Below are 21,695 nucleotides of genomic sequence, written 5' to 3'. Positions count from 1 at the left end.
GCCGGTGCGCTGGGGCGCCGGGGCGGGAGCGGGCGCCGCGGGGCGGCGCCCCCCGGCCCCCGCCCGGGGGCGGGGGGGCGCGGCCCTGGTGTCCGGGGGGGGAACCGGCCGCCCTTCCGCGTGCTGGAGCCCGCCCGGCTACAGGCGTACGAGGCGTTCCGTCAGGTCCCGGTAGTGCTGGAGCGCGATCCGCAGATCCTCGGTCTCCGCGCCGGTGGCCGGGTCGCTCCCGTCCTTCCCCGCGCGCAGGCGCCGCCCGCGCTCCGCCAGGGCGGCCCCGAGGCTCGCGACGACCTCCTCGAAGGCGGCGTCGGCCTCCCGCACCGCCCGGTGCGGGTCCTCCACGAAGCCGGTCACCGCCTGCTGGATCCGGGCGGCGTACGCCTCCCGCTCCTCGGGGGCGAACAGCGGCCTGCCGGGGTGCGGTCCGGCCTCGGCAGGCCCCCGGGTGGCGTCCGGTCCGGCTTGGGGGGCCGGCTGGGCGGGGGTTTCGGGGGCCATGGGGCCGGGGGCGGTACGGGGGTCCGCCCCGGTACGGCCGGCCGACTCCTCGCCCGTGATCGTCCTCGGAGCCGTCACGGGCGTGACCGGGCTCCTCACGGGCGTACCCGAGTCGATGGGGCCCGCACCCTCGGGCAGACCCGTCTTTCCGTTCGGTGTCCGCGTCATGATGTACCGCGTCCCTTCACCAGATGCCCGTTGCCGTGCTCACGCCCCGACGGACCGTCCGCGAGCAGCCCGTCGAAGAGCCCACGGGCCTCGACCAGGGCCTCACGCATCTCCTCGGTGCTCACATCGCCGCGACGAGCGGCGTGCACCCGACGGTAGCCGTCGACGTGCGCGGCGTGGTGGACGGAGAGTGCGTCCGTACGGTCCTCGAAGTCCTCGCCGTCCGGGAAGCCGCGCTCGCGCGAGAGAGCGGCCAGCAGCGCGTCGGCTTCGGTGAGCGACCGCTCCGGCGATTCCACGAACAGCTCCTGGGCGCTCGCCCAGCGCGCGGCGTACCGGGCGCGCGCCTCCTCGGTCAGCGGGCGCTCGTCGAGGTGCCCGTGCCGCCTCACCCGGTCGCCGAGCTCCCGCTCGGCCGCCGCGGTGTCCCCGCCGTGCCGGGCGACCACACGGTCGTACTCCGGCCCGAAGCGGCCCCGAAGCCCCCTGCCGCCGACCGGACGTCCACGGAGAAGGAAGAACGCGGCGATGGCCGCCACGGCGACCACGGCAATGATGATGATCGTTGTCGTCACGGCTACCGCCCCCGACGTTCATCGGCCGGTACGTAGCTCTGCTGTCGCACAGTGGTCAACCCCTTTCGGTCCGAGCCCGGCGGCAACCGCCGGGCGAAGTACAGGGGTCCGTGTACCCCCGGATCCCCGTTCGAGGCAGGCCTCCGGTGGCAGGGCTCCGGCCAACGCTCTGTATAGGGTGAAAGCGTCGGATCGGCGGCAGGCCGGAAGGGGACACGCGATGACGGAGCGCAAACCACCGGGAGTCAGTTTCGAGTCCTGGGTCGACCGGCAGATCCACGAGGCGGAACAACGCGGCGACTTCTCCGCGCTCCCGGGCTTCGGGAAGCCGATCGCCGGCCTGGAACGGCCGTACGACGAGGCCTGGTGGATCAAGCAGAAGATGCGGCGGGAGGGCGTGTCGATGCTGCCTCCCGCGCTGGCCCTGCGCAAAGAGGCGGAGGACGTACCCCGCGCGGTGGCCGCGGCCCGCACCGAGGCCGAGGTGCGCCGCATCCTGACCGAGGTGAACGAGAAGATCGAGCGGGCGATCCGCATGCCTCCCGAGGGCCCGCCGCTGCGGCTGGTCCCCTTCGACGTGGACGGGACCCTCCGCCGCTGGCGCGAGGAACGCGATACGACCTGAAGCCGCCACCACGGTGCCGCATACTCGCCGTATGGAATCGGGCAGGTCAGGGCGGCGGCGCGGACGCGCACAGCGGCATGCCGACGTGACGGTCCGCCGGGCCTCATCGGGCGACGCCGGCCGGCTGACCCGGCTCGTCCGCACCTCAGGCGCCTACGAGGGCCCGTACGCCCCGATGGTCGAGGGCTACCGGGTCGGGCCGGACTACATCGAGGCGCACCGGGTCTTCGTCGCCGCGGAGGGCGGTACGGGTCGGATCCTCGGCTTCTACGCGCTGCTCCTCGACCCGCCGGAACTGGACCTGATGTTCGTCGCCGACTCCGCCCAGGGGTTCGGCGTCGGCCGGCAACTCGCCGCCCATCTGCGCGAGGAAGCCCGGAGTGCCGGACTCACGGGCGTCCGGATCGTCTCCCACCCGCCCGCCGAGGGCTTCTACCGGAGCATCGGCGCCGAGCCCGTCGGCACGGTGCGGGCCGACCCGCCGGCGGTCATGTGGGACCGCCCCGAACTCCTGCTCCGCATCGCCTGAGGCGCGCCCCGCCGGGAACGACCGGAGCCCGGCCGCAGTGCGCGGGCCGGGCTCGGGACGGGGCGTTCCAGAAGCTGATCAGCCGCCGTACGGGCGAGTGATCAACTCCATTCCATGGCCGCTCGGATCGGGGAAGTAGACGCCCCGTCCGCCGTCGTTGTGGTTGATCTCGCCGGGGCTCTCCTGATGGGGGTCGGCGAAGAAATCGATCCCCAGAGCCTGGATCTTCGCGAACGCGCTGTCGAACTCCGCCTCCGAAACCAGGAAGGCGTAGTGCTGCGGGGTGATCGAAGCGGCGGGAACCGTCGCGAAATCCAGCGTGACGCTGTTCGCGAGAACGACCGGAACGAACGGACCCCACTCCTCTCCGACCTTCAGGCCCAGCACATTCGCCAGGAACTCGGCGGACTCGCGGTTGTCCCGGCAATGGACGATGGTGTGATTCAACTCGACTGACACGGTGGAATGCCTCCAACGGGCATCTCACGGGCTACCTCCACGCCTCACCCGGCCGGTGACCGACGCGCGATGCCCTGCCGTGATCATAGGCGGGCCGCGCACACCGGTCCACGGGGTTGCGCCCGTGCCCGTGGGGAACCTGTGAGATCCGGCCATCGGCACGCCGCCGCCCCGGCCGGGGCCCTCAGAGGAGAAAGGGAGGCCGCGTGACATCCAGCAGAGGCCGTCAGGAAACCCAGGAGGAGCGGGCGGACCGGCAGTGGTCCGAACTGCTCCAGGAGCTGCGTGTCGCCCAGACCGGGGTGCAGATCCTTTTCGGTTTCCTGCTCGCGGTGGTCTTCCAGTCGCGGTTCGCGGATCTGGGCGAGACCGACCGGAACATCTACGTCGTCACGGTGATGCTCGGCTCGGCGACCGCGGCGGCGCTCATCGGCCCCGTCTCGTACCACCGGCTCCTCACCGGCCGCCGGATGAAGCCCGAGACGGTCATGTGGGCCTCCCGGATGACCGTGCTCGGCCTGGTGCTGCTGTTCTGCACGATGTGCTCGGTGCTCCTGCTGATCCTGCGCGTCGCCCTCCACAACCAGCTGGCCCTGTGGCTCGTGGGAGCGATGGCCCTCTGGTTCGTCGCCTGCTGGTTCGTCTTCCCGGTGTGGGCCCTGGCCCGGGGGCGCTCCGGCCGGCCGGATCCCGAGGCCGAGGACGAGGAGAAGGACGGGGGCGAGAAGAACAGGGTCGAGACGTCCGACCGGGGGAGCGACGCCGCCTGAAGCGGGTCAGGCGGGGCTGCGCACATCGGTCACCGCGAACAGCGCACCGTCCGAATCCCGCAGGGTCACCTCGGTGCCGCCGAAGCCGGTGCGCTCCTCGACGAGGGCGCCGCCGTGCCGCTCGGCCGCGGAGACCGTCGCCGCGAGGTCCGCCACCGGGAACTGGACCTGCCAGTGCGGGCGCACCAGCGGGTCGACGTCCGCCTCCACGGCCCCGGAGCTGATCCGGGCCAGCGGATGCCCCTCGCACCGCACGATCACCTCGTCGCCCTCGTAGGCGACATCGCAGCACCCGGGCCGCCCGCTCGCCCAGTCGAGCACCTCGCCGTAGAAGATCGCCGCGTCGAAGGCGTCACGGGTCCGCAGCCGCAGCCAGGCGTGCGCGTGGTCGGCCGGGGCCGGCGGCGAGGCGGATTCCTCGGTGCGCTCCCAGAGGCCGAAGGACGCTCCGTCCCGGTCCGACGCCAGCACCCCGCGCCCCTTGCCGAGCGTCAGCGGTCCCACCGCCACGGTCCCACTGCGCTCGCGGACCCGGGCGGCGGCCACGTCCGCGTTTTCCACCGCGAAGTACGGCGTCCAGGCCACCGCGACCTGGTACGCCGAGGAGACGGCGAAGACGCCGGCCACCGGCACCTCGCCGCGGTAGGCCACGGAGTAGTCGGCCCCGAGCCGCCCGGTCCGCAACGACCAGCCCAGGACCTGCCCGTAGAAACGCTCGGCGGTCTCCAGGTTCCGGGTCATGAGAGTGACCCAGCACGGTGCGGCCGGCCCCGTGAGCGCTGCTGCCGAGGCCGTACGGGAATCGCTTCCGGTCATGGTCCACTGCCTTCGTCGGGGAGCGGCGTCCTGCCCTGCCGCTGCGGTCCAGCAACCAGCCTCGACCGGCCCGCCCGGTCCCGCAACGCGGGCCCCGGTCACCGTCCGGCACGGGGCGGGGCATTCGTGATGTCGAGGAAGACCTGGTCGGCCTGCGGCCACCGGTCGGCCATCGCCTCCCTGATGCGCATCGAGACCTCCTCCACCCGCTCGCTGTCGATGCCGGGGGCGAGGTCGATCCGGGCGGCGATCAGGACCGAGTCCATGCCCAGCCGCATCGTCAGGAGCTCCGCCACGTTGTCGATCTCGCCCTGGCCCATCAGGAAGCCCACCAGATCGTTCCGCAACCCCGGATCGACGGCCTCGCCGATCAACTGGTCCCGGGCGTCCCGTCCGAGCCGGAAGGCCACGTAGACCAGCAGCAGCCCGATGCCCAGCGAGGCCGCCGCCTCCCAGACCACACCCCCGGTGGTCAGGTGCAGCACCATGCCCGCCATCGCCAGGGTCACGCCGAGAACCGCCGTGCCGTCCTCGGCGATGACGGTGCGCAGAGCCGGGTCCAGTGCGCCGCGTCGTTCGCCGCGCGCCTGGTGCAGGGCTCGCCCCAGGGACGTGGCCTCGGCGGCGAAGGCGACGCCGAGGACGATGAGACCCGCCGTATATCCCTCGGGGGGCTCGGGGCCGTCCCGGCGGAGCGCGGAAAGACCCTGGTAGAACGAGAAACAACCGCCCATCACGAAGATGCCGACCGCGGCAAGCAGCGCCCAGAAGAAGCGCTCCTTGCCGTATCCGAACGGATGCCGGGCATCGGCGGGACGGCGGCTGCGGCGGAGCGCGGCGAGGAGAAAGACCTCGTTGAGGCTGTCGGCGACCGAGTGGGCGGCCTCCGACAACAGGGCCGGGGAGCCGGAGACCAGACCGCCCGCGGTCTTGGCCGCCGCGATCACGAGGTTGGCCGCGAGCGCCACCAGCACCGTGACTCGCGTACGTCGGTCGGCCGCCGACCCGCCCATCACCACCTCCTGGGCCGTGGGGGCGGCCCGATGCCCCGCGGGACGGGCGGTCAGCCGCGCGGCTGCTCCTCGTCGGGCGGCAGAGGACCGTTGCCGTGGTCCTTCAGCTCGTACGGGGACAGGGCGTGGCCGTCCGCGGGGAACCGGTCGGAGGAGTGGGGGTCGTGCTGCTCGATGTGGGTGCGCTGATCCGGCTTCTCCGGCTGCTCATGGGGCTGGGGCGGCGGCGGCTCGGCGTCGTGCTTGCGCTTGGTGAGGACGAAGCCGCCGATCAGCAGGGCGACGAGGGCCAGCGCCACGATGGGCAGGACCAGCCCCAGAGCCCCTGTGCCGTCCGCGAGCGGGACCTCGGCGGACACCTCGACCGCGTTGACTGCATTCAGAACATCCATGTCATGCGCATACCCCGGGAGAAGGGCATCAGTCAGCTATTCACAGCAATTCATGTTTTATGGGTATCTCATGGGAAACGCGTTTCGATACCGTGGGCCAGGACCGCCCTCCTGCCCGCTCTCCGGGAGCTCAAGTCCTCTTTCGGACGCTTCCCGTGTCGCCGTCGGCCGGACGCGGGGTCAGCCTGGAGTGGGTCCCGAAGGCCGACACCCCAGTGGAAGGAATCACGGTGAACAGCACCCCCGAGCAGAACGGCCAGGATCACCCGGCGGGCCGGGAGGTGGTGGTCTCGCTCAGCCGCTGCGACACCGAGGACGCGCGGACCGTGTTCGACGTGCTCGCCGCCTCCTTCGCCTCCGACCACCCGATGGGCGAGACCCCCACGTCGGCCTCGGGCCCCCGCCCGACCGTCTGGGTGACCACCGTGGACGTGTCCGAACCGAGGGCGGCCGCCACTCCCGCCCGACTCACCGAGCCGGTCACGGTGGACGCCCAGGGCGGCTACTGGGCCGTCGACCGGCTGCGTACCCACCTCACCGGCGCCTTCGCGGTGAGCGTCGTCGGCACGGCCGCGGGCGACCAGGAGCAGGAGGTCAGGCTGCGGCTGGAGAGCCGCTGACGGCACGGACGAGAACACGACCGGGGTGACCCAGCCCCGCGGCGAAGCGAAAGGCGCGTGCATGGATTCCCTCGCCCTGGGGGCCGACCTCGAACCGGAACCGGTCGTCGACGAACACTCCACCGTGACTCTGCACGTCAACGGCGACCCGACGACGCTGACCGTCGACCACCGCACCACGGTCCTGGAGACGCTGCGGGAGAGCCTCGGGCTCACCGGGGCCAAGAAGGGCTGCGACCACGGCCAGTGCGGGGCCTGCACGGTCCTCGTGGACGGGCGGCGGGTCAACAGCTGCCTGCTGCTCGCCGTCGCCCAGGACGGCGCCGCGATCACCACCGTGGAAGGGCTCGCCGACGGCGAGAGCCTGCACCCGGTCCAGCGGGCGTTCGTCGAGCGGGACGCCCTCCAGTGCGGCTTCTGCACCCCGGGCCAGATCTGCTCGGCGGTGGGCATGCTCCGCGAGTCCGCGGACGGCCACCCCTCGCACGTCACCGAACCGGAGACCGTCATTGAACCGGACACCGTCACCGGACCGGCCGCACCCGTCGCACTCGACGCCGAAGAGATCCGGGAACGGATGAGCGGCAACCTGTGCCGGTGCGGGGCCTACCCCCGCATCGTCGAAGCCATCGAGGACGTGATCGAGTGAAACCGTTCGGCTATGTGCGCCCCGCCTCCACCGACGAGGCCGTCCGGCTCTGCGCGGAAGGCACCGGCGCCCGCTTCCTCGGCGGCGGCACCAATCTGGTGGACCTGATGAAACTCGGCGTGGAGACGCCCCGGATCCTCATCGACGTCGCCGGGCTGTCACTGGACCGGGTGACCCGGACGGCCGACGGCGGCCTGAGCATCGGCGCCACCGTGCGCAACAGCGACCTCGCCGCCCACCCCGACGTCACGGAGAGCTACCCCGTGCTGTCCCAGGCGCTGCTGGCCGGGGCCTCCGCCCAGCTCCGCAACTCCGCCACCACCGGCGGCAACCTGCTCCAACGCACCCGCTGCCGCTACTTCCAGGACGTCTCCAAGCCCTGCAACAAACGGCTCCCGGGCTCCGGCTGTCCCGCACGCGAGGGGACCCACCGCGACCTCGCGATCCTCGGGCACTCAGCGGAGTGCGTGGCCACCGACCCGTCCGACATGGCCGTGGCCCTCGCCGCGCTCGACGCGACCGTGGTGCTTCTCGGACCCGAGGGCGAACGGGCCGTCCCCCTCACCGGGTTCCACCGCCTGCCGGGTGACAACCCCGACCAGGACACCGTGATCAGGCCCGGCGAGCTGATCACCGAGGTCGTGCTCCCGCCCCCGGCGCCCGGGGCGGCCTCCCGGTACCGCAAGGTTCGCGACCGCGCCAGCTTCGCCTTCGCACTCGTCTCCGTCGCCGCCACGCTCCGGGTGGACGCCGGCCGCGTGGAACACGCCACGCTCGCGTTCGGCGGCGTCGCCCACCGGCCGTGGCGTGCCCGCAGGGCCGAGGCCGAGCTGCGCGGAGCTCCGGCCACGCCCGCCGTGTTCCAGCACGCCCTGATCGCCGAGCTGGCCGAGGCGCGGCCGCTGCGCGACAACGCGTTCAAGGTGGACCTGGCACGCCGGCTCGCCCTCGACGTGCTCGGCGAACTCAGCGCCCGGCAGCCCGCGCGGACCGGCTGAACCGCCCGGGCCTCTGTCCGCGCGCCGACCGCCCGCCCGCACCACCGACCCCCGAGGACCCACCGCCATGACCACGCAAGCCCCGCAGTTCCCCGGTGCGCCCGTCGTCCGCAGAGAGGCCCGGGAGAAGGTCACCGGGACCGCCCGCTACGCGCTGGACCGCACGCCCGCCGGCTGTCTGTACGCCTGGACCGTCCCGGCCACCGTCGCGGCCGGGCGCGTCACCGCCGTACGGGCCGTCGACGCCCTCGCCGTGCCCGGCGTCCACTCCGTTCTCACCCACGACAACGCGCCCCAGCTCCTGGAGCCCGACGACCCGATCCTCGCCGTGCTCCAGAACGACCGGGTCCCGCACCACGGCTGGCCGATCGCCCTCGTGATCGCGGAGTCCCTGGAGGCCGCCCGGACCGGCGCCGGGGAACTCCTCGTCGAGTACGAACGCGATCCGCACGACGTCACCCTCACCGAGGACCACGACGGCCTCTACACGCCCGACGAGGCCAACGGCGGTGAACCCGCCGTCCGGGTGCGCGGTGACGTGGAACGGGCCCTGGCCGCCTCGCCCGTCCAGGTCGACGCCACGTACCGGATGGTCGCCCTGCACAACCACCCCATGGAGCCGCACGCCGCCACCGCCGTGTGGGCCGACGGACACCTCACCGTGCACGACTCCAGCCAGGGCTCCACCAAGGTCCGCGACAGCCTGGCCCAGGCGTTCGGCCTGGACCCGGACCGGATCACCGTGGTCTCCGAGCACGTCGGCGGCGGCTTCGGCTCGAAGGGCACCACCCGTCCGCAGGGTGTCCTGGCCGCGATGGCCGCCCGGCACACCGGCCGTCCGGTCAAACTCGCCTTCCCCCGGGCCCAGCTCGCGGAGGTCGTCGGCCACCGGGCCCCCACGATCCAGCGGGTCCGGCTCGGCGCGGAGCTGGACGGAGTGCTCACCGCCGTCAGCCACGAGGTCGTCACCCAGACCTCCACCGTGAAGGAGTTCGTCGAGCAGGCCGCCGTGCCCGCCCGCGTCATGTACGCCTCGCCGCACAGCCGGACCGCGCACCGGGTGACCGCGCTCGACGTCCCCAGCCCCTCGTGGATGCGCGCCCCGGGGGAGGCCTCGGGGATGTACGCCCTGGAGTCCGCCATGGACGAGCTGGCCTCGGCCCTCGGCCTGGACCCCGTGGAGCTGCGGCTGCGCAACGAGCCGGAGACGGAACCGGACAGCGGCCGCCCCTTCAGCAGCCGCGGCCTCGCCGCCTGCCTGCGCGACGGCGCGGCCCGGTTCGGCTGGCACGACCGCGACCCCCGGCCCGCCACCCACCAGGAAGGCCGCTGGCTCATCGGTACGGGCGTGGCCTCGGCGACGTACCCCGTCCTGGTCTCCCGGTCCTCCGCGAGCGCCCACGCCGCGCGGGACGGCGGCCTGAGCATCGAGGTCAACGCCACCGACATCGGTACCGGGGCCCGCACCGTCCTGGCCCAGATCGCCGCCGACGCGCTCGGCGTCGCCCCGGAGGCCGTGCGCGTCGACATCGGCTCCACCGACCTGCCCGCCGCCCCGCTGGCGGGCGGCTCCTCCGGCACCGCATCCTGGGGCTGGGCCGTGCACAAGGCCGCGACCGACCTCGCAGCCCGCCTCGCGGCGCAACCGGGCTCCCTGCCCGCCGAGGGGATCACCGCCACCGCCGACACCGAACAGGAGACCGGCGAGGAGTCCCCGTACGCCCGGCACGCCTTCGGCGCGCACTTCGCCGAAACGGCCGTCGACGCTGTGACCGGCGAGGTCCGCGTGCGCCGTCTCCTCGGCGTGTTCGCCGCCGGGCGGATCCTCAACGCGCGCACCGCACGCTCCCAGTTCACCGGCGCCATGGTGATGGGCATCGGCATGGCCCTCACCGAGGGCTGCGGCATCGACCCGGACTTCGGCGACTTCACCGCCAAGGACCTCGCCGCCTACCACGTGCCCGTCTGCGCCGACACGGCCGACATCCAGGCGCACTGGATCGAGGAGGACGACCGCCACCTCAACCCGATGGGCTCCAAGGGCATCGGCGAGATCGGGATCGTCGGCACCGCCGCCGCCATCGGGAACGCGGTCCGGCACGCCACCGGCGCCCGGCTGCGCGAGCTGCCCCTCACCCCGGACACCTTGCTGCCGTATCTGCTGTGACCGTCCCGCGACGGACACCCGTCCCACCAGCACGGACGGCCTACCTGTTGCGCGTCCGGCCTACGCGACGCACCCTGATGAGTGACCCAGAAGTGATCAGTGCTCACGCTTCGTGTTCGGGGTTCGTTCGTACGACGGGGTGAAGTACGACGGGGTGAAGGACGTGGGCCTCGTGGTGAGGAGCCTCGACGATGACCGTTCCACTCGACCGGCACTACTCGGTCGAAACGCAGGTGTCGGCAGAGCGCGTTTCCCAGGTGCGGCGGATCGTCGCCGCACACCTTCGTCACTGGAGTCTCGACCTGCACGTCCGGCCGGTGTGCCGGGCCCTGGACGAGCTCCTGACCAACGTCCACCGGCATGTCGGCGACGGCAACACCTGCGTCCTCGAACTCCGCTGGACCGGGCGGCACGTGACCGTGTCCGTCGCGGACCACAGTGCCCGGATGCCCCGGCTGCTGCCGACCGGCGGCGGGCTGAGCCGGGTCATGGCCCTGAGCGACAGCTGGGGCACCTGCCGGACCACGGACGGCAAAGTGGTCTGGTTCACCCGCTACGCCGAGGCGCCGCAGCCCGCGGGCCTGCTCCCGTACGCCCCGCTGCCCGGCGTCCGCACCGCCCGCCACGTCCCCCGGGCGGTGCTCGTGTAACCGCCCGGAGGAACGGCCCCCACCCGGCCGACGCGGAACGCGCTGCCCCGGCACGCATGATCCGCGTCGGCCGGGTACGTGCGGGGGAGGGGAGGGCCGCGTTGCGCGGACCGGTGCGGCGCGGCACGGTCGGAGTACCGATGCAAAGGAGGCCACTGCCATGCCCATCGCGACGGTCAACCCCGCGAACGGCGAACTGATCAGGTCATTCGACGCCTTCGGCGAGGAGGAGACCGAACGCAGGATCGCCGCCGCCGCGGAGACCTTCCGCCACTACCGCACCACCCCCTTCGAGCAGCGGGCCGGCTGGCTGAACCGGGCTGCCGACCTCCTCGACGAGGAGCGCGACGCCATCGCCCGGACGATGACCGTCGAGATGGGCAAGCCCGTCACGGCGGCGCGCGCGGAGGCGGCCAAGTGCGCGAAGGCGATGCGCTGGTACGCCGACCGTGCCGAGGGACTGCTCGCCGACGAACACCCGGACCCCGGCGACGTGAAGGACTCCGGCGCCTCCGGCGCGCTGGTCCGCTACCGTCCCCTCGGCGTGGTCCTCGCCGTGATGCCGTGGAACTTCCCGCTCTGGCAGGTGGTGCGCTTCGCCGCCCCCGCGCTGATGGCGGGCAACGTCGGACTCCTCAAGCACGCGTCGAACGTGCCCCAGACCGCCCTCTACCTGGAGGACCTCTTCCACCGTGCGGGCTTCCCCGCCGGCTGCTTCCGGACGCTCCTGATCGGCTCGGGCGCCGTCGAAGCGGTCCTGCGCGACCCGCGCGTCGCCGCCGCCACCCTCACCGGCAGCGAACCGGCGGGACGCTCCGTCGCCGCCACCGCCGGTGACGAGGTGAAGAAGACCGTGCTGGAACTCGGCGGCAGCGACCCCTACCTGGTCCTGCCCTCGGCGGACGTGGAGAAGGCCGCCGCCACCGCCGTCACCGCCCGCGTCCAGAACAACGGCCAGTCCTGCATCGCCGCCAAGCGCTTCATCGTGCACGCCGACGTGTACGACGCGTTCGCCGAGCGGTTCACCGCGGGCATGCGCGCCCTCACCGTCGGCGACCCGCTGGAGGAGGGCACCGACATCGGTCCGCTCTCCACCGAACAGGGCCGCACCGACCTGGAGGAACTCGTCGACGACGCCGTCGAGCGGGGAGCCGAGGCGCTGTGCGGCGGACGCCGCCCCGACAAGCTCGGCGGCGGCCTGGAGCACGGCTGGTTCTACGAACCCACCGTGCTCGCCTCCATCACCACCGCCATGCGCGTCCACCGCGAGGAGACCTTCGGCCCGGTCGCCACCCTCTACCGGGTCGCCGACCTCGACGAGGCGATCCACCTGGCCAACGACACCCCCTTCGGACTCAGCTCCAACGTCTGGACCCGTGACCCCGGCGAGCAGGAGCGCTGCGCCCGCGACCTGGAGGCCGGCGGGGTCTTCTTCAACGGGATGACCGCCTCGCACCCGGCCCTGCCCTTCGGCGGCGTCAAGCGCTCCGGTTACGGCCGTGAGCTGGCCGGCCACGGCATCCGCGAGTTCTGCAACGCCACCACACTCTGGTACGGACCCGAGGCGTCCTGACACCCCGCCCGTGCGCCGTCACCCGACGAGGAGACATGCTCCGTGAGCGACCCCCGTACGCCCTCCGTGCCCTCCGCCCTCTCCGACGACGAACTCGCCGCGCTCGACGCGCACTGGCGCGCGGCCAACTACCTCGCCGTCGGCCAGATCTACCTGATGGCCAACCCGCTGTTGACCCGGCCGCTCGTCCCCGAGGACATCAAGCCGCGGCTGCTCGGCCACTGGGGCACTTCGCCGGGGCTCAACCTCGTCCACACCCACCTCAACCGGGTGATCAAGGCCCGGGAGCTGAGCGCCCTGTGCGTGTGGGGGCCCGGCCACGGGGGACCGGCCGTCCTCGCCAACTGCTGGCTGGAGGGCAGCTACTCCGAGACCTACCCCGACGTCGGCCGGGACGCCGAGGGCATGGGGCGGCTCTTCAAGCAGTTCTCGTTCCCCGGCGGCGTGCCCAGCCACGTCGCCCCCGAGACGCCCGGCTCCATTCACGAGGGCGGCGAACTCGGCTACGCCCTCGCCCACGCCTACGGAGCCGCCTTCGACCACCCGGACCTGACGGTGGCCTGCGTGATCGGCGACGGCGAGGCCGAGACGGGGCCGCTCGCCGCCTCCTGGCATGCCAACAAATTCCTCGACCCGGTCCATGACGGGGCCGTCCTGCCCGTCCTCCACCTCAACGGCTACAAGATCGCCAACCCGACGGTCCTCGCCCGCGTCCCCGAGGAGGAGCTCGACCGACTGCTGCGCGGTTACGGCCACGCCCCCTTGTTCGTCAGCGGCGACGACCCGGCCTCCGTCCACCGGGCCCTGGCCGCCGCCATGGACACCGCTCTGGACCGCATCGGCGCGTACCAGCGGGCCGCCCGCGAGGACGGCGTCACCGAGCGCCCCCACTGGCCCATGATCGTGCTGCGCACCCCCAAGGGCTGGACCGGACCCGAAGAGGTCGACGGACTGCCCGTAGAGAACACCTGGCGCTCCCACCAGGTACCGCTCTCCGGCGTCCGCGACCACCCGGAACACCTGCGGCAGCTGGAAGCCTGGCTGCGCTCCTACCGGCCGGCCGAACTCTTCGACGCCGACGGCCGCCCCACCGAACAGGTCCTCGCCTGTGTGCCCGAGGGAGCGGCCCGGCTCGGCTCCACCCCGTACGCCAACGGCGGGGTACTCCTGCGCGACCTCCCGCTGCCCGACCCGGCGGACCACGCCGTACGGGTCGACCGGCCCGGCACCGCCCTCCACGAGCCGACCAAGGTGCTCGGCGGCCTCCTGGAGAGCCTCATGGCCGCCACCGAGGACCGCAGGGACTTCCGCGTCGTCGGCCCCGACGAGACCGCCTCCAACCGGCTGGACGCCCTCTACCGGGCCACCGGCAAGGCCTGGCAGGCCGGCACCCTGCCCACCGACGAACACCTCGCCCACGACGGCCGCGTGCTGGAGGTGCTCTCCGAACACCTCTGCCAGGGCTGGCTGGAGGGCTACCTCCTCACCGGACGGCACGGGCTCTTCTCCAGTTACGAGGCCTTCGCCCACATCGTCGACTCGATGGTCAACCAGCACATCAAGTGGCTGCGCACCTCGCGCCGGCTGCCCTGGCGGCGGCCCATCGCCTCCCTCAACTACCTGCTCACCTCGCACGTCTGGCGCCAGGACCACAACGGCTTCTCGCACCAGGACCCCGGCTTCGTCGACCACATCCTCAACAAGAGCCCCGAGGTCGTGCGCGTCTACCTCCCACCGGACGCCAACACCCTGCTCTCCGTCGCCGACCACGCGCTCCGCAGCCGGGACTACGTCAACGTGATCGTCGCCGGGAAGCAGCCGACCTTCGACTGGCTCACCCCGGACGAGGCCCGCGCCCACTGCGCGCGCGGGGCCGGAGCCTGGGAGTGGGCCGGGACCGAGGACGGGAGCCAAGAACCGGACGTGGTCCTCGCCTGCGCCGGGGACGTACCCACGCAGGAGACGCTGGCCGCCGCCGACCTGCTCCGCCGCCATCTGCCTCAGCTGGCCGTGCGCGTGGTCAACGTCGTCGACATCGCCCGCATGATGCCCGACACGGAGCACCCGCACGGTATGCCGGACTCCGAGTACGACGCCCTGTTCACCCGCGACAGGCCGGTGATCTTCGCCTACCACGGCTACCCGTGGCTGATCCACCGGCTGGCCTACCGCCGCAACGGCCACGCCCACCTCCATGTGCGCGGCTACAAGGAGGAAGGCACCACGACCACGCCGTTCGACATGGTCGTCCGCAACGACCTCGACCGCTACCGGCTGGTCATGGACGTCATCGACCGGGTTCCGGGGCTCGGCGTCCGGGCCGTCGCCGTACGCCAGCAGATGGCGGACGTCCGCACCCGCCACCACGCCTGGATCCGCGAGCACGGCACCGACCTGCCGGAGGTCGTGGACTGGACGTGGGGCGGCTGACGGCGTCGGTCACCGGGCCCCGTTCTCGCCGACGGGGTGGTTGAGCGATCATGGGCGCCGACCCGAGACCCACCGGAGAGGCCGCCATGAAGCTGCGCTGCGCCGTGATCGAGGACTTCCAGTCCGTCGCCACCACCGTCGTCGACTGGTCACCCGTGACCGCGGACGTCGAGGTCGTGACCTTCACCGAGCACCTCGCCACCGAGGACGAAGCCGCCGCGGCCCTCGCCGACTTCGACATGGTGGTCACCCTGCGCGAGCGGGTGCCCTTCCCGGCGGAGCTGTTCGCCCGGCTGCCCCGGCTACGGCTGCTCGTCGCCTCCGGCATGCGCAACTCCGTCATCGACCTCGACGCGGCGAAGCGGCACGGCGTCGTCGTCTGCGGCACCGCCAGCTCCTCCACCCCGCCCGTCGAGCTGACCTGGGCGCTGCTCCTCGGCCTGGCGCGCGGGATCGTCCCCGAGGCCGGGTCGCTGCGCTCGGGCGGCCCCTGGCAGTCCACCCTCGGCGCCGATCTGCATGGGCGGAGGCTCGGACTGCTGGGACTCGGAAAGATCGGCGGCCGGGTGGCGCGCGTGGGCCTGGCCTTCGGCATGGACGTCCTGGCGTGGAGTCAGAACCTCACGAAGGAACGGACCGACGAGGTCGGGGCGGAGCTGGCGGCCTCCAAGGAGGAACTGCTGGCCTCCAGCGACTTCGTCTCCGTCCACCTGGCACTCGGCGACCGGACCCGGGGCCTGATCGGCGCGGCCGAACTCGCCCTGATGCGCCCGACCGCCTTTCTGATCAACACCTCCCGGGCGGCCGTCGTCCAAACGGACGCCCTGCTCGCCGCCCTGCACGCCGGCGTCATCGCCGGGGCCGCGACCGATGTGTTCGACACCGAGCCGCTCCCGGCCGGTCACCCGGTCCGCACGGCTCCGCGCCTGTTGGCCACCCCGCACCTGGGCTATGTGTCGCGCGCCAACTACGAGACCTACTACGGCCAGGCCGTGGAGAACATCAGGGCCTTCCTCGACGGGCGGCCGGTCCGCCGCCTGGGCTGACGGCCAAGGACCTCTCGGAGGCTTCGGTCAGTAGCGGAGCGCCGCCGCGATCCGGCCGTGGTCCGCCAGCGAACCGTCCTCGACGAAGACCACATCGGCGCCGCTGTCGAGCGCGGCTTCGACCAGTTCGTCGACGATGTCCTCGCGGATCGTGCCGTCCGCGCTCTGCGTGGTTCCCTCGGGCACCGGCTCCAGGTGCTCGGCGGTCACCTGAACGGCCGCCTGGAAGTGCTCCTCCACCGCGACCAGCCCCGCCCGGCCCTCACGGACGGCGGCCCACACCTCGTCGAGCCCGCCGGCGAAGGAGTGGGCGCTGCGGGCGTTGTCGAGCCGGGTCTCCACCTCCTCCGCCGCCCGGCGAGCGCCCTCGTCGAGGGCGGGCCGCAGCTCCTCCAGGACCTCGGAGGGCGACAGGTCGGCGGGTGCGCCCTTGGTCACCCGGCCGACGGCGGACCCGGAGCTCTCGCCGACCTCGTCCAGCAGGGCGAGGGCGGGGGCGAGGCCCACCAGATAGAGAGGGCGCGGGTCATCGGCGAGCACCGCGCGCAGCTTCTCGTCGACATCGCGGAAGAAGTTCCGCGTCTCCTCGTCGGTGAAGAGGCTCGGGGTGTCCCCGATCCGCTCTTCGCGCTGCGGGTTCGGCGGCTCCTTCGGCGCGGTCAGCGGGAAGCCGCCCACCTCCTCCGGGCGGATGCCGTCGCCCGTGCCGATCCACAGCGTCGCGTGGTCGGCGGCCACCGTCAGCGCCCGGAACGGCCGGGCCTGGGCCTTGGCGGCGACGAGGTTGCGGGTGAGGTAGGTGTCGCTGAGTACCACCCGTTCGGGTGCGGTGCGCGGCAACTGCCAGATCCAGTACTCGTCGGTGGTGGCGAGGAGCACCAGGGATTCCATCGCCGCACGGGGGTCCACCTCGCCCGCCGCCCGTTCCAGCTGGTGCACGAGGGCGGCCCGGACCTCGCGGCTGACCTGCGGATCGGCGTCGAGGCGGTGCGCGGCATCCGCCACCAGGTTCCGCAGGCGGACCGGGTCCTGGGCGTTGTCCGGGGCCTTGCGGTGGGTCGGCATGGTCAGGGACAGGGCCGGATAGGGCCGGGTCGCCCGCAGCTCCCGCAACAGGTCGGCGGTCAGGGCGTCCGTATCCATCGTTCCCTCCCAGGGCTCGAACCCGCTCCCGTATGAAGCGGATGCTTCGACGAGTCAATTCATACCTTTTGATCCTAATATGAGCGAGTTGTTGCCCTTGGAGTGCGGGAGGTTGCGCGATGTCCACGCTCACGGTGTGGAAGTTCGGGACGGCCGAAGGCGCGGAGAGCGTCGAGGAGGCGCTGAAATCCCTTCAGAAGGAAGGGCTGATCAAGATCCTCGACGCGGCGGTGGTCAGCTGGCCCGCCGACCGGGCCAAGCCGCGCACGAGACAACTGCTGAACCTCGTCGGGGCCGGGGCCCTCAGCGGGACCTTCTGGGGCATGCTCTTCGGCCTGATCTTCCTCATGCCGCTGCTGGGCGCGGCCATCGGGGCGGCCGCCGGGGCGCTCGGCGGGAGGCTCGCGGACGTCGGCATCGACGACGGCTTCATCGCCGAGGTCAAGGAGAAGGTGACACCCGGAACCTCGGCGCTGTTCCTGCTGACCATGAACGAGGTGCCCGAGCGGATCGGCGCACGACTGCCCGGCGACGGCGCCGAACTCCTCCACAGCAATCTCGACGCCGAGCGCGAGGCGAAGCTCCGCGACATCTTCGGCGACGAGACGGTGTGACCCGCGCACAGCCCTTCCCTCCTCTCGCACCTCCTCTCCTGGATTGGACGGACCGTCCGTGAAGCCGAGACCCCCCGTGCTCCGAGCCGTACGCGCCCTGGCCCCCGTCGCCGTCGCGACCCTGTTGTTCGCCTCCACGGCGGCCTGCGACTCCGACACCACCGGCGAAGGGACCGACCAGGGCGTCCACACCCTCACGCCCGAACCGGAGGATTCGCCTTCCGAGGCGCCGAGCCCCCGCACCCAGGAGAGCTTCGCCGCCTCGGTCTCCGCCGAGTCCGAACGCGTACGGCGGGAGGCGACGAAGCGGCTGGAGGAGGTCGAGGGCCGGGGCAACGCCGTCGGCGACGTCTCGGTCAACGGACTGCCGCTCACCGCGTCCGAGGAGGTCCGCAGCGCGCTCGTCCGGGTCACCAACCCCACGGACGACCCCACGTTCTTCGCTGTGAAGGTGGAGTTCGTCGACGCCGAGGACGAGGTCCTCGACACCGTCGTCGTCGGCGTCGAGGAGGCGCCGCCGGACCGCACGGTCACCGCCCAGGCCAACAGCCGCAAGGCCGCCGGGGTGAAGACCTTCCCCCGGGTCGCCCAGGCCGAGCGCGGCTGAGGGGGGCGGGCCGTGAGCGCCGCCGACGCGGTGACCGACTCCCTCCAGAACCTGCGCGACCGGTTCGTCGGCGTACGGGAGGGGAAGCCGGCCGACTACATTCCCCAGCTGGCCCTCGCCGACCCGGACGCCTTCGGTCTCTCGCTGGTGAGCATGGACGGACACCGCTACGTCGCGGGCGAGGCCGAGGTCCCCTTCACCCTCCAGTCGGTCTCCAAACCGTTCGTCTACGCCCTCGCGCTCTCCCTGCTCGGCCTCGACGAGGTGAGCCGCTGGGTCGGCGCCGAGCCGAGCGGCGAGGCGTTCAACGCCATCAGCCTCGAACCCGGCACGGGCAGACCCGCCAACGCCATGGTCAACGCCGGTGCGATCGTCACCACCGCGCTGATCCCCGACACCCGGGACGAACCCGCCTTCGACCGGATCCTGCACTGCCTCGGCTGCTTCGCCGGGCGCGAACTGGACGTCGACGAAGAGGTGTTCAGCTCCGAGTCGGTGACCGGGGACCGCAACCGGGCGCTGGCGTACCTGATCCGGTCCACCGGCACCATGCCCGTGGACCCGGTCCTGGCGGTGGACCGCTACTTCCGTCAGTGCGCGATCCGGGTCACTGCCGTCGACCTGGCCACGATGGCCGCGACCCTCGCCTACGGCGGCGTGAACCCGGTGACCCGCGAGCGGGTCGTTGCCGCCGAGGTCGCGGCCCGGGTCCTCGCCGTCATGGCGACCTGCGGCATGTACGACGGCTCGGGCGAATGGCTGCTGCGCGTCGGCCTTCCCGCCAAGAGCGGGGTGTCCGGCGGCCTCATCGCGGTGGGACCCGCCCGCTTCGGCGTGGCGACCTACAGCCCGCCGCTGGACGCCACCGGCGGATCGGTGCGCGGCCACGCCGCGCTGGAGGCGATGTCGGACCGCTACGGGCTCCACCTCATGCTCAACCCCGCACTGCCCGGCTCCACCGTCACCCTCGTCACCACCGCGGACGACCTGCCGACGGCGCCCTCGGCCGGGCACGAACGGGTCCTCCACGAACAGGTCGGCGTCGTCGTCGCCCAGGGGTCCATCGACTTCACGGCCGCGGAGCGCGTGCTGTACGCCCTGGACGAGTCCGGGCCGGACGGGGGCTCGGTCGTCCTCGACCTCCACGACGTCACGTCCGTCGACTCCGTGGCCCTGGCGATGCTGCACACGGGGCTCGCCCGGCTCGCCGGCGACGGGCGGCGCGCGGCGGTCGTCGACCCTAACGATCTGCTGGGCCCGCCCGACCTCGTGCGGGAACGGACCGGCCAGGACCTGCCGCGCTACGCCACCCGTGAGGGCGCCGTCGAAGGCTGCGCGCAGGCCCTGGCCGGGGAGGACTGAGCCGTACCGCCGGGTGGGCCGGACTACCAGATGGCGCCGACCCACTCCGGGTGGTCTATGAACGGGTTCCGGTTGTGCTGGAACCGGTCGAATATGACGTCGTTGCGGCGCTTCTCGAAGGTGTCCGGCGGGTCTTCCTGGCTCCACTGCTTCAGGACGGACAGCTTGCCCATCTTCGGCGCGGACCCGTTGTTCACCTGGTCGTTGGGTTCGAGGTCGGCGAAGGAGTCGTCGCCCTCGTAGCGCACCGCCATGTAGAGGATCATGCGGGCGACGTCGCCCTTGACCTCGTCGCGCGGTTCGAAGGAGTCGCCGTCGGTGAAGTTGCCCGGCGCGTCGCCCAGTTCGCTCCCGCCGTCGTCGAAGTCCTTGTTCCCCCGCGTGGAGTTGACCTTGACGTCGGTGGGACGCAGGTGATGGACGTCGGTGCCCGGGCCCGTCGCGGTGCCGAAGTCACCGTGCGACTTGGCCCAGACGTGCTCCCGGTTCCACTGGCCCACGTTGCCGCCGTTGTCGTTCTTGGACTGGGAGCGTCCGGTGTACAGCAGGACGACGTTGGAGGAGTCGGCGGGATCCTCGTCGGTGGCCTTGAGGGCGTCCCACACCTGGCTGTAGGAGAGTTTGGTCTGGTCGCTGATGATCGTGTGCAGCGCGGACTTCAGCTCGGCTCCGGTCTTGCCGAGCGCGTCCTGGTAGTAGGTGTCGTCGAGGGCCGCCGCGGTGGCGGTGGAACGGCCGGGCGAGGCGTCCGACGGGGCCGCCGCCGCGGTGCCGGCGAGCACGGTGACGGCCGCCACCGCGGCGAGCAGTGGACGCGCGTAGAACGAGTGACGACGGGACATGTGGGGGTGTCCTCTCCGGAACGCGGGCGCCGCGACGAGGACCCTGGGTGGGGTGCCCGCGCGACGGCCGTGCGGTAGGTGGTCAGGCGGGAGCCTTCCACACGCACCGTGCCCCACGTGTGAACACTGTGTACCTATCATGTGCAGGTCAAGAAGGAGTCCGCCGGAAGCCGTCGGAGAGCCGTATCCCCCGGGGGCCCAGGGCCACCGGGGGCGTACTGGGTGCGTGGGGCGTGCGGGGTGTCCCGTCTTCCCTCCGATGCCGCGCCGTTCTCAGGGGTGGGGAGGCGCCGGCGAGTGCCTGGGCCTTACATCAGGGGCGCCATCCAGCCGTCGAGGACTGCTTCCCGCTCGTGCGCGTGCAGGACGGCGGACGGCTGATTCTCGTGCCGCCACCGCGTCAGCAGGGCCGGTGTGGCGCTGCCCCGCACGAAGTGGGAGAGGAGGCCGAGCGAAAGGTCGACCTCTCGCTGGGTGTACGCCGTGGCCGCGCCGGAGAAGACCGGCGTCTCGACGCGCTTGCCGTCCCGGGCGCACACCACGGCGGTCATCATCGTCGGGCCGTCCGGACCCCAGGCGTTCAGCGCCGCGGCGACGACGCTCGTCACCCGGGTCGCCCACCGGGCGGCGGACGAGCGGACCGGAACATCCAGGACCTGCAGGTCCGTCACGTCGGCCCAGGACCATGCTTGTCGCCGGGCGCCTGCACCGACCGAAAGCCGAGTCGGGAAGAGGAACACGCCGGGGTCCTCCTCGGTCGGAGGGGACCCCAGGCAGACCTTGTCCCGTTCTATCCAGAACAGGCCGATCATGCACCCGGGCATGGTGGTCTCGTCGTCCCGGGGCGATGGCGCCGGCATCTCTCAGCTCCCTTCTCGGTCACGGACGCGGGGTGTCATCGGTCGGCACCGGCACCGGCACCGGCAGCGGGCCGTTGTCCGTAGGCGACCGAACTCCGGCGGTCTTTCCCGACGGCCGCATCCACTGTTCGGTGCCGGGCGAACCACCGTTCCGTCCCGCGCTCTTGACCGACACTAAGCGGCCCCGGGCGGGCGTGACCTCATTCCGGCCAGGCGGAACGCGTGGGGGCTCCCGGGGTGCGTCGAGGCGCCGGGCGGTCGGCCGCCCCGCCTCCCCGGAGCCGCC

The 21,695-nt window shown here is 72.5% G+C and carries 23 protein-coding genes; 14 read left to right on the top strand and 9 right to left on the bottom strand.

Going from position 1 to position 21,695, the window contains the following annotated elements; genetic code table 11:
• Positions 1–138: 138 nt before the first annotated feature.
• A complete protein-coding gene (locus tag ACH4RG_RS26130) occupies positions 139–669 on the bottom strand; it encodes a hypothetical protein (protein WP_397924740.1) in 531 nt (176 codons plus the stop codon).
• Positions 666–1,244 carry a hypothetical protein gene (locus ACH4RG_RS26125; protein WP_398540337.1) on the bottom strand — a complete coding sequence of 193 codons (579 nt, stop codon included), beginning with the start codon at positions 1,242–1,244 and terminating at the stop codon, positions 666–668. Before ACH4RG_RS26125 ends, ACH4RG_RS26130 begins: the two co-directional genes overlap by 4 nt.
• Before the next feature lie 220 nt (positions 1,245–1,464).
• Here ACH4RG_RS26125 and ACH4RG_RS26120 point away from each other — a divergent pair, with 220 nt between their 5' ends.
• Both ACH4RG_RS26120 and ACH4RG_RS26115 read left to right on the top strand, forming a co-directional pair.
• A complete protein-coding gene (locus tag ACH4RG_RS26120; RefSeq protein ID WP_397924744.1) occupies positions 1,465–1,869 on the top strand; it encodes a DUF1992 domain-containing protein in 405 nt (134 codons plus the stop codon).
• Between the two features lie 31 nt (positions 1,870–1,900).
• On the top strand, positions 1,901–2,398 hold the full coding sequence (locus ACH4RG_RS26115; RefSeq protein WP_397924746.1) for a GNAT family N-acetyltransferase: 498 nt from the start codon (positions 1,901–1,903) through the stop codon (positions 2,396–2,398).
• A gap of 78 nt (positions 2,399–2,476) precedes the next feature.
• Here the strand turns inward: ACH4RG_RS26115 and ACH4RG_RS26110 are convergent, their stop codons facing one another.
• Positions 2,477–2,857, bottom strand: coding sequence for a VOC family protein (locus tag ACH4RG_RS26110; RefSeq protein ID WP_397924748.1), 381 nt, complete (start codon positions 2,855–2,857; stop codon positions 2,477–2,479).
• A 206-nt stretch (positions 2,858–3,063) separates the two neighbouring features.
• On the opposite strand from ACH4RG_RS26110, the gene ACH4RG_RS26105 reads away from it, so the two are divergent.
• Positions 3,064–3,627 carry a DUF6328 family protein gene (locus ACH4RG_RS26105; protein WP_397924750.1) on the top strand — a complete coding sequence of 188 codons (564 nt, stop codon included), beginning with the start codon at positions 3,064–3,066 and terminating at the stop codon, positions 3,625–3,627.
• Positions 3,628–3,633: 6 nt separating this feature from the next.
• Here ACH4RG_RS26105 and ACH4RG_RS26100 read toward each other — a convergent pair whose 3' ends face one another.
• From ACH4RG_RS26100 to ACH4RG_RS26090, 3 genes are all read right to left on the bottom strand, one after another.
• The gene (locus ACH4RG_RS26100) at positions 3,634–4,443 is read right to left on the bottom strand and encodes a VOC family protein (RefSeq protein ID WP_397924752.1); all 810 of its coding nucleotides are present in this window, start codon (positions 4,441–4,443) and stop codon (positions 3,634–3,636) included.
• 98 nt (positions 4,444–4,541) lie between these two features.
• Entirely contained in the window at positions 4,542–5,456 is a 915-nt protein-coding gene (locus ACH4RG_RS26095; RefSeq protein WP_398540336.1) for a cation diffusion facilitator family transporter, read from the bottom strand.
• Positions 5,457–5,506: 50 nt separating this feature from the next.
• Positions 5,507–5,848 carry a DUF6479 family protein gene (locus ACH4RG_RS26090; RefSeq protein ID WP_397924753.1) on the bottom strand — a complete coding sequence of 114 codons (342 nt, stop codon included), beginning with the start codon at positions 5,846–5,848 and terminating at the stop codon, positions 5,507–5,509.
• A gap of 230 nt (positions 5,849–6,078) precedes the next feature.
• On the opposite strand from ACH4RG_RS26090, the gene ACH4RG_RS26085 reads away from it, so the two are divergent.
• The 8 genes from ACH4RG_RS26085 (at position 6,079) to ACH4RG_RS26050 (ending at position 15,981) form a co-directional block, all read left to right on the top strand.
• Complete coding sequence (locus ACH4RG_RS26085; RefSeq protein ID WP_397924754.1) at positions 6,079–6,468, top strand: hypothetical protein; 390 nt, start codon at positions 6,079–6,081, stop codon at positions 6,466–6,468.
• A 61-nt stretch (positions 6,469–6,529) separates the two neighbouring features.
• Positions 6,530–7,117 carry a 2Fe-2S iron-sulfur cluster-binding protein gene (locus ACH4RG_RS26080; protein WP_398540335.1) on the top strand — a complete coding sequence of 196 codons (588 nt, stop codon included), beginning with the start codon at positions 6,530–6,532 and terminating at the stop codon, positions 7,115–7,117.
• Entirely contained in the window at positions 7,114–8,115 is a 1,002-nt protein-coding gene (locus ACH4RG_RS26075) for an FAD binding domain-containing protein (RefSeq protein WP_397924758.1), read from the top strand. Before ACH4RG_RS26080 ends, ACH4RG_RS26075 begins: the two co-directional genes overlap by 4 nt.
• 67 nt (positions 8,116–8,182) lie before the next feature.
• A complete protein-coding gene (locus ACH4RG_RS26070) occupies positions 8,183–10,282 on the top strand; it encodes a xanthine dehydrogenase family protein molybdopterin-binding subunit (protein ID WP_398540334.1) in 2,100 nt (699 codons plus the stop codon).
• A gap of 191 nt (positions 10,283–10,473) precedes the next feature.
• Entirely contained in the window at positions 10,474–10,932 is a 459-nt protein-coding gene (locus ACH4RG_RS26065) for an ATP-binding protein (protein ID WP_397924762.1), read from the top strand.
• A gap of 160 nt (positions 10,933–11,092) precedes the next feature.
• On the top strand, positions 11,093–12,505 hold the full coding sequence (locus ACH4RG_RS26060; protein ID WP_397924764.1) for an NADP-dependent succinic semialdehyde dehydrogenase: 1,413 nt from the start codon (positions 11,093–11,095) through the stop codon (positions 12,503–12,505).
• Between the two features lie 42 nt (positions 12,506–12,547).
• Positions 12,548–14,935 carry a phosphoketolase gene (locus ACH4RG_RS26055; RefSeq protein ID WP_398540333.1) on the top strand — a complete coding sequence of 796 codons (2,388 nt, stop codon included), beginning with the start codon at positions 12,548–12,550 and terminating at the stop codon, positions 14,933–14,935.
• A gap of 86 nt (positions 14,936–15,021) precedes the next feature.
• Positions 15,022–15,981 (top strand): D-2-hydroxyacid dehydrogenase family protein, encoded by a 960-nt coding sequence (locus tag ACH4RG_RS26050; RefSeq protein WP_397924839.1) that lies wholly within the window; start codon positions 15,022–15,024, stop codon positions 15,979–15,981.
• A gap of 27 nt (positions 15,982–16,008) precedes the next feature.
• On the opposite strand, the gene ACH4RG_RS26045 is transcribed toward ACH4RG_RS26050, so the two are convergent.
• Positions 16,009–17,124, bottom strand: coding sequence for a chemotaxis protein (locus ACH4RG_RS26045; protein ID WP_397924768.1), 1,116 nt, complete (start codon positions 17,122–17,124; stop codon positions 16,009–16,011).
• Positions 17,125–17,243: 119 nt separating this feature from the next.
• Here ACH4RG_RS26045 and ACH4RG_RS26040 point away from each other — a divergent pair, with 119 nt between their 5' ends.
• The 3 genes from ACH4RG_RS26040 to glsA are packed head-to-tail and all read left to right on the top strand — an operon-like array spanning position 17,244 to position 19,707.
• On the top strand, positions 17,244–17,738 hold the full coding sequence (locus tag ACH4RG_RS26040; RefSeq protein WP_397929001.1) for a DUF1269 domain-containing protein: 495 nt from the start codon (positions 17,244–17,246) through the stop codon (positions 17,736–17,738).
• A gap of 58 nt (positions 17,739–17,796) precedes the next feature.
• Positions 17,797–18,345 (top strand): hypothetical protein, encoded by a 549-nt coding sequence (locus tag ACH4RG_RS26035; RefSeq protein ID WP_398540332.1) that lies wholly within the window; start codon positions 17,797–17,799, stop codon positions 18,343–18,345.
• A 12-nt stretch (positions 18,346–18,357) separates the two neighbouring features.
• A complete protein-coding gene (glsA, locus tag ACH4RG_RS26030; protein WP_397924774.1) occupies positions 18,358–19,707 on the top strand; it encodes a glutaminase A in 1,350 nt (449 codons plus the stop codon).
• A 23-nt stretch (positions 19,708–19,730) separates the two neighbouring features.
• On the opposite strand, the gene ACH4RG_RS26025 is transcribed toward glsA, so the two are convergent.
• Both ACH4RG_RS26025 and ACH4RG_RS26020 read right to left on the bottom strand, forming a co-directional pair.
• Positions 19,731–20,549, bottom strand: coding sequence for an endonuclease I family protein (locus ACH4RG_RS26025; protein ID WP_397924776.1), 819 nt, complete (start codon positions 20,547–20,549; stop codon positions 19,731–19,733).
• Positions 20,550–20,857: 308 nt separating this feature from the next.
• Entirely contained in the window at positions 20,858–21,409 is a 552-nt protein-coding gene (locus ACH4RG_RS26020; RefSeq protein ID WP_397924778.1) for a hypothetical protein, read from the bottom strand.
• Between the last annotated feature and the right edge of the window lie 286 nt (positions 21,410–21,695).

This window comes from Streptomyces sp. NPDC021019, from assembly GCF_044333295.1.
GTDB lineage: Bacteria > Actinomycetota > Actinomycetes > Streptomycetales > Streptomycetaceae > Streptomyces.
Note: the sequence above shows the minus strand (reverse complement) of the source record. Positions and strands in the feature narration are given on the sequence as shown.

Bases quoted from the DNA above. Each gene is read 5' to 3' on its own strand.
- ACH4RG_RS26130 (WP_397924740.1), bottom strand. From the start codon at position 669: ATGACGCGGACACCGAACGGAAAGACGGGTCTGCCCGAGGGTGCGGGC.
- ACH4RG_RS26120 (WP_397924744.1), top strand. From the start codon at position 1,465: ATGACGGAGCGCAAACCACCGGGAGTCAGTTTCGAGTCCTGGGTCGAC.
- ACH4RG_RS26115 (WP_397924746.1), top strand. From the start codon at position 1,901: ATGGAATCGGGCAGGTCAGGGCGGCGGCGCGGACGCGCACAGCGGCAT.
- ACH4RG_RS26100 (WP_397924752.1), bottom strand. From the start codon at position 4,443: ATGACCGGAAGCGATTCCCGTACGGCCTCGGCAGCAGCGCTCACGGGG.
- ACH4RG_RS26095 (WP_398540336.1), bottom strand. From the start codon at position 5,456: ATGGGCGGGTCGGCGGCCGACCGACGTACGCGAGTCACGGTGCTGGTG.
- ACH4RG_RS26090 (WP_397924753.1), bottom strand. From the start codon at position 5,848: ATGGATGTTCTGAATGCAGTCAACGCGGTCGAGGTGTCCGCCGAGGTC.
- ACH4RG_RS26080 (WP_398540335.1), top strand. From the start codon at position 6,530: ATGGATTCCCTCGCCCTGGGGGCCGACCTCGAACCGGAACCGGTCGTC.
- ACH4RG_RS26070 (WP_398540334.1), top strand. From the start codon at position 8,183: ATGACCACGCAAGCCCCGCAGTTCCCCGGTGCGCCCGTCGTCCGCAGA.
- ACH4RG_RS26065 (WP_397924762.1), top strand. From the start codon at position 10,474: ATGACCGTTCCACTCGACCGGCACTACTCGGTCGAAACGCAGGTGTCG.
- ACH4RG_RS26060 (WP_397924764.1), top strand. From the start codon at position 11,093: ATGCCCATCGCGACGGTCAACCCCGCGAACGGCGAACTGATCAGGTCA.
- ACH4RG_RS26050 (WP_397924839.1), top strand. From the start codon at position 15,022: ATGAAGCTGCGCTGCGCCGTGATCGAGGACTTCCAGTCCGTCGCCACC.
- ACH4RG_RS26045 (WP_397924768.1), bottom strand. From the start codon at position 17,124: ATGGATACGGACGCCCTGACCGCCGACCTGTTGCGGGAGCTGCGGGCG.
- ACH4RG_RS26040 (WP_397929001.1), top strand. From the start codon at position 17,244: ATGTCCACGCTCACGGTGTGGAAGTTCGGGACGGCCGAAGGCGCGGAG.
- ACH4RG_RS26025 (WP_397924776.1), bottom strand. From the start codon at position 20,549: ATGTCCCGTCGTCACTCGTTCTACGCGCGTCCACTGCTCGCCGCGGTG.
- ACH4RG_RS26020 (WP_397924778.1), bottom strand. From the start codon at position 21,409: ATGCCGGCGCCATCGCCCCGGGACGACGAGACCACCATGCCCGGGTGC.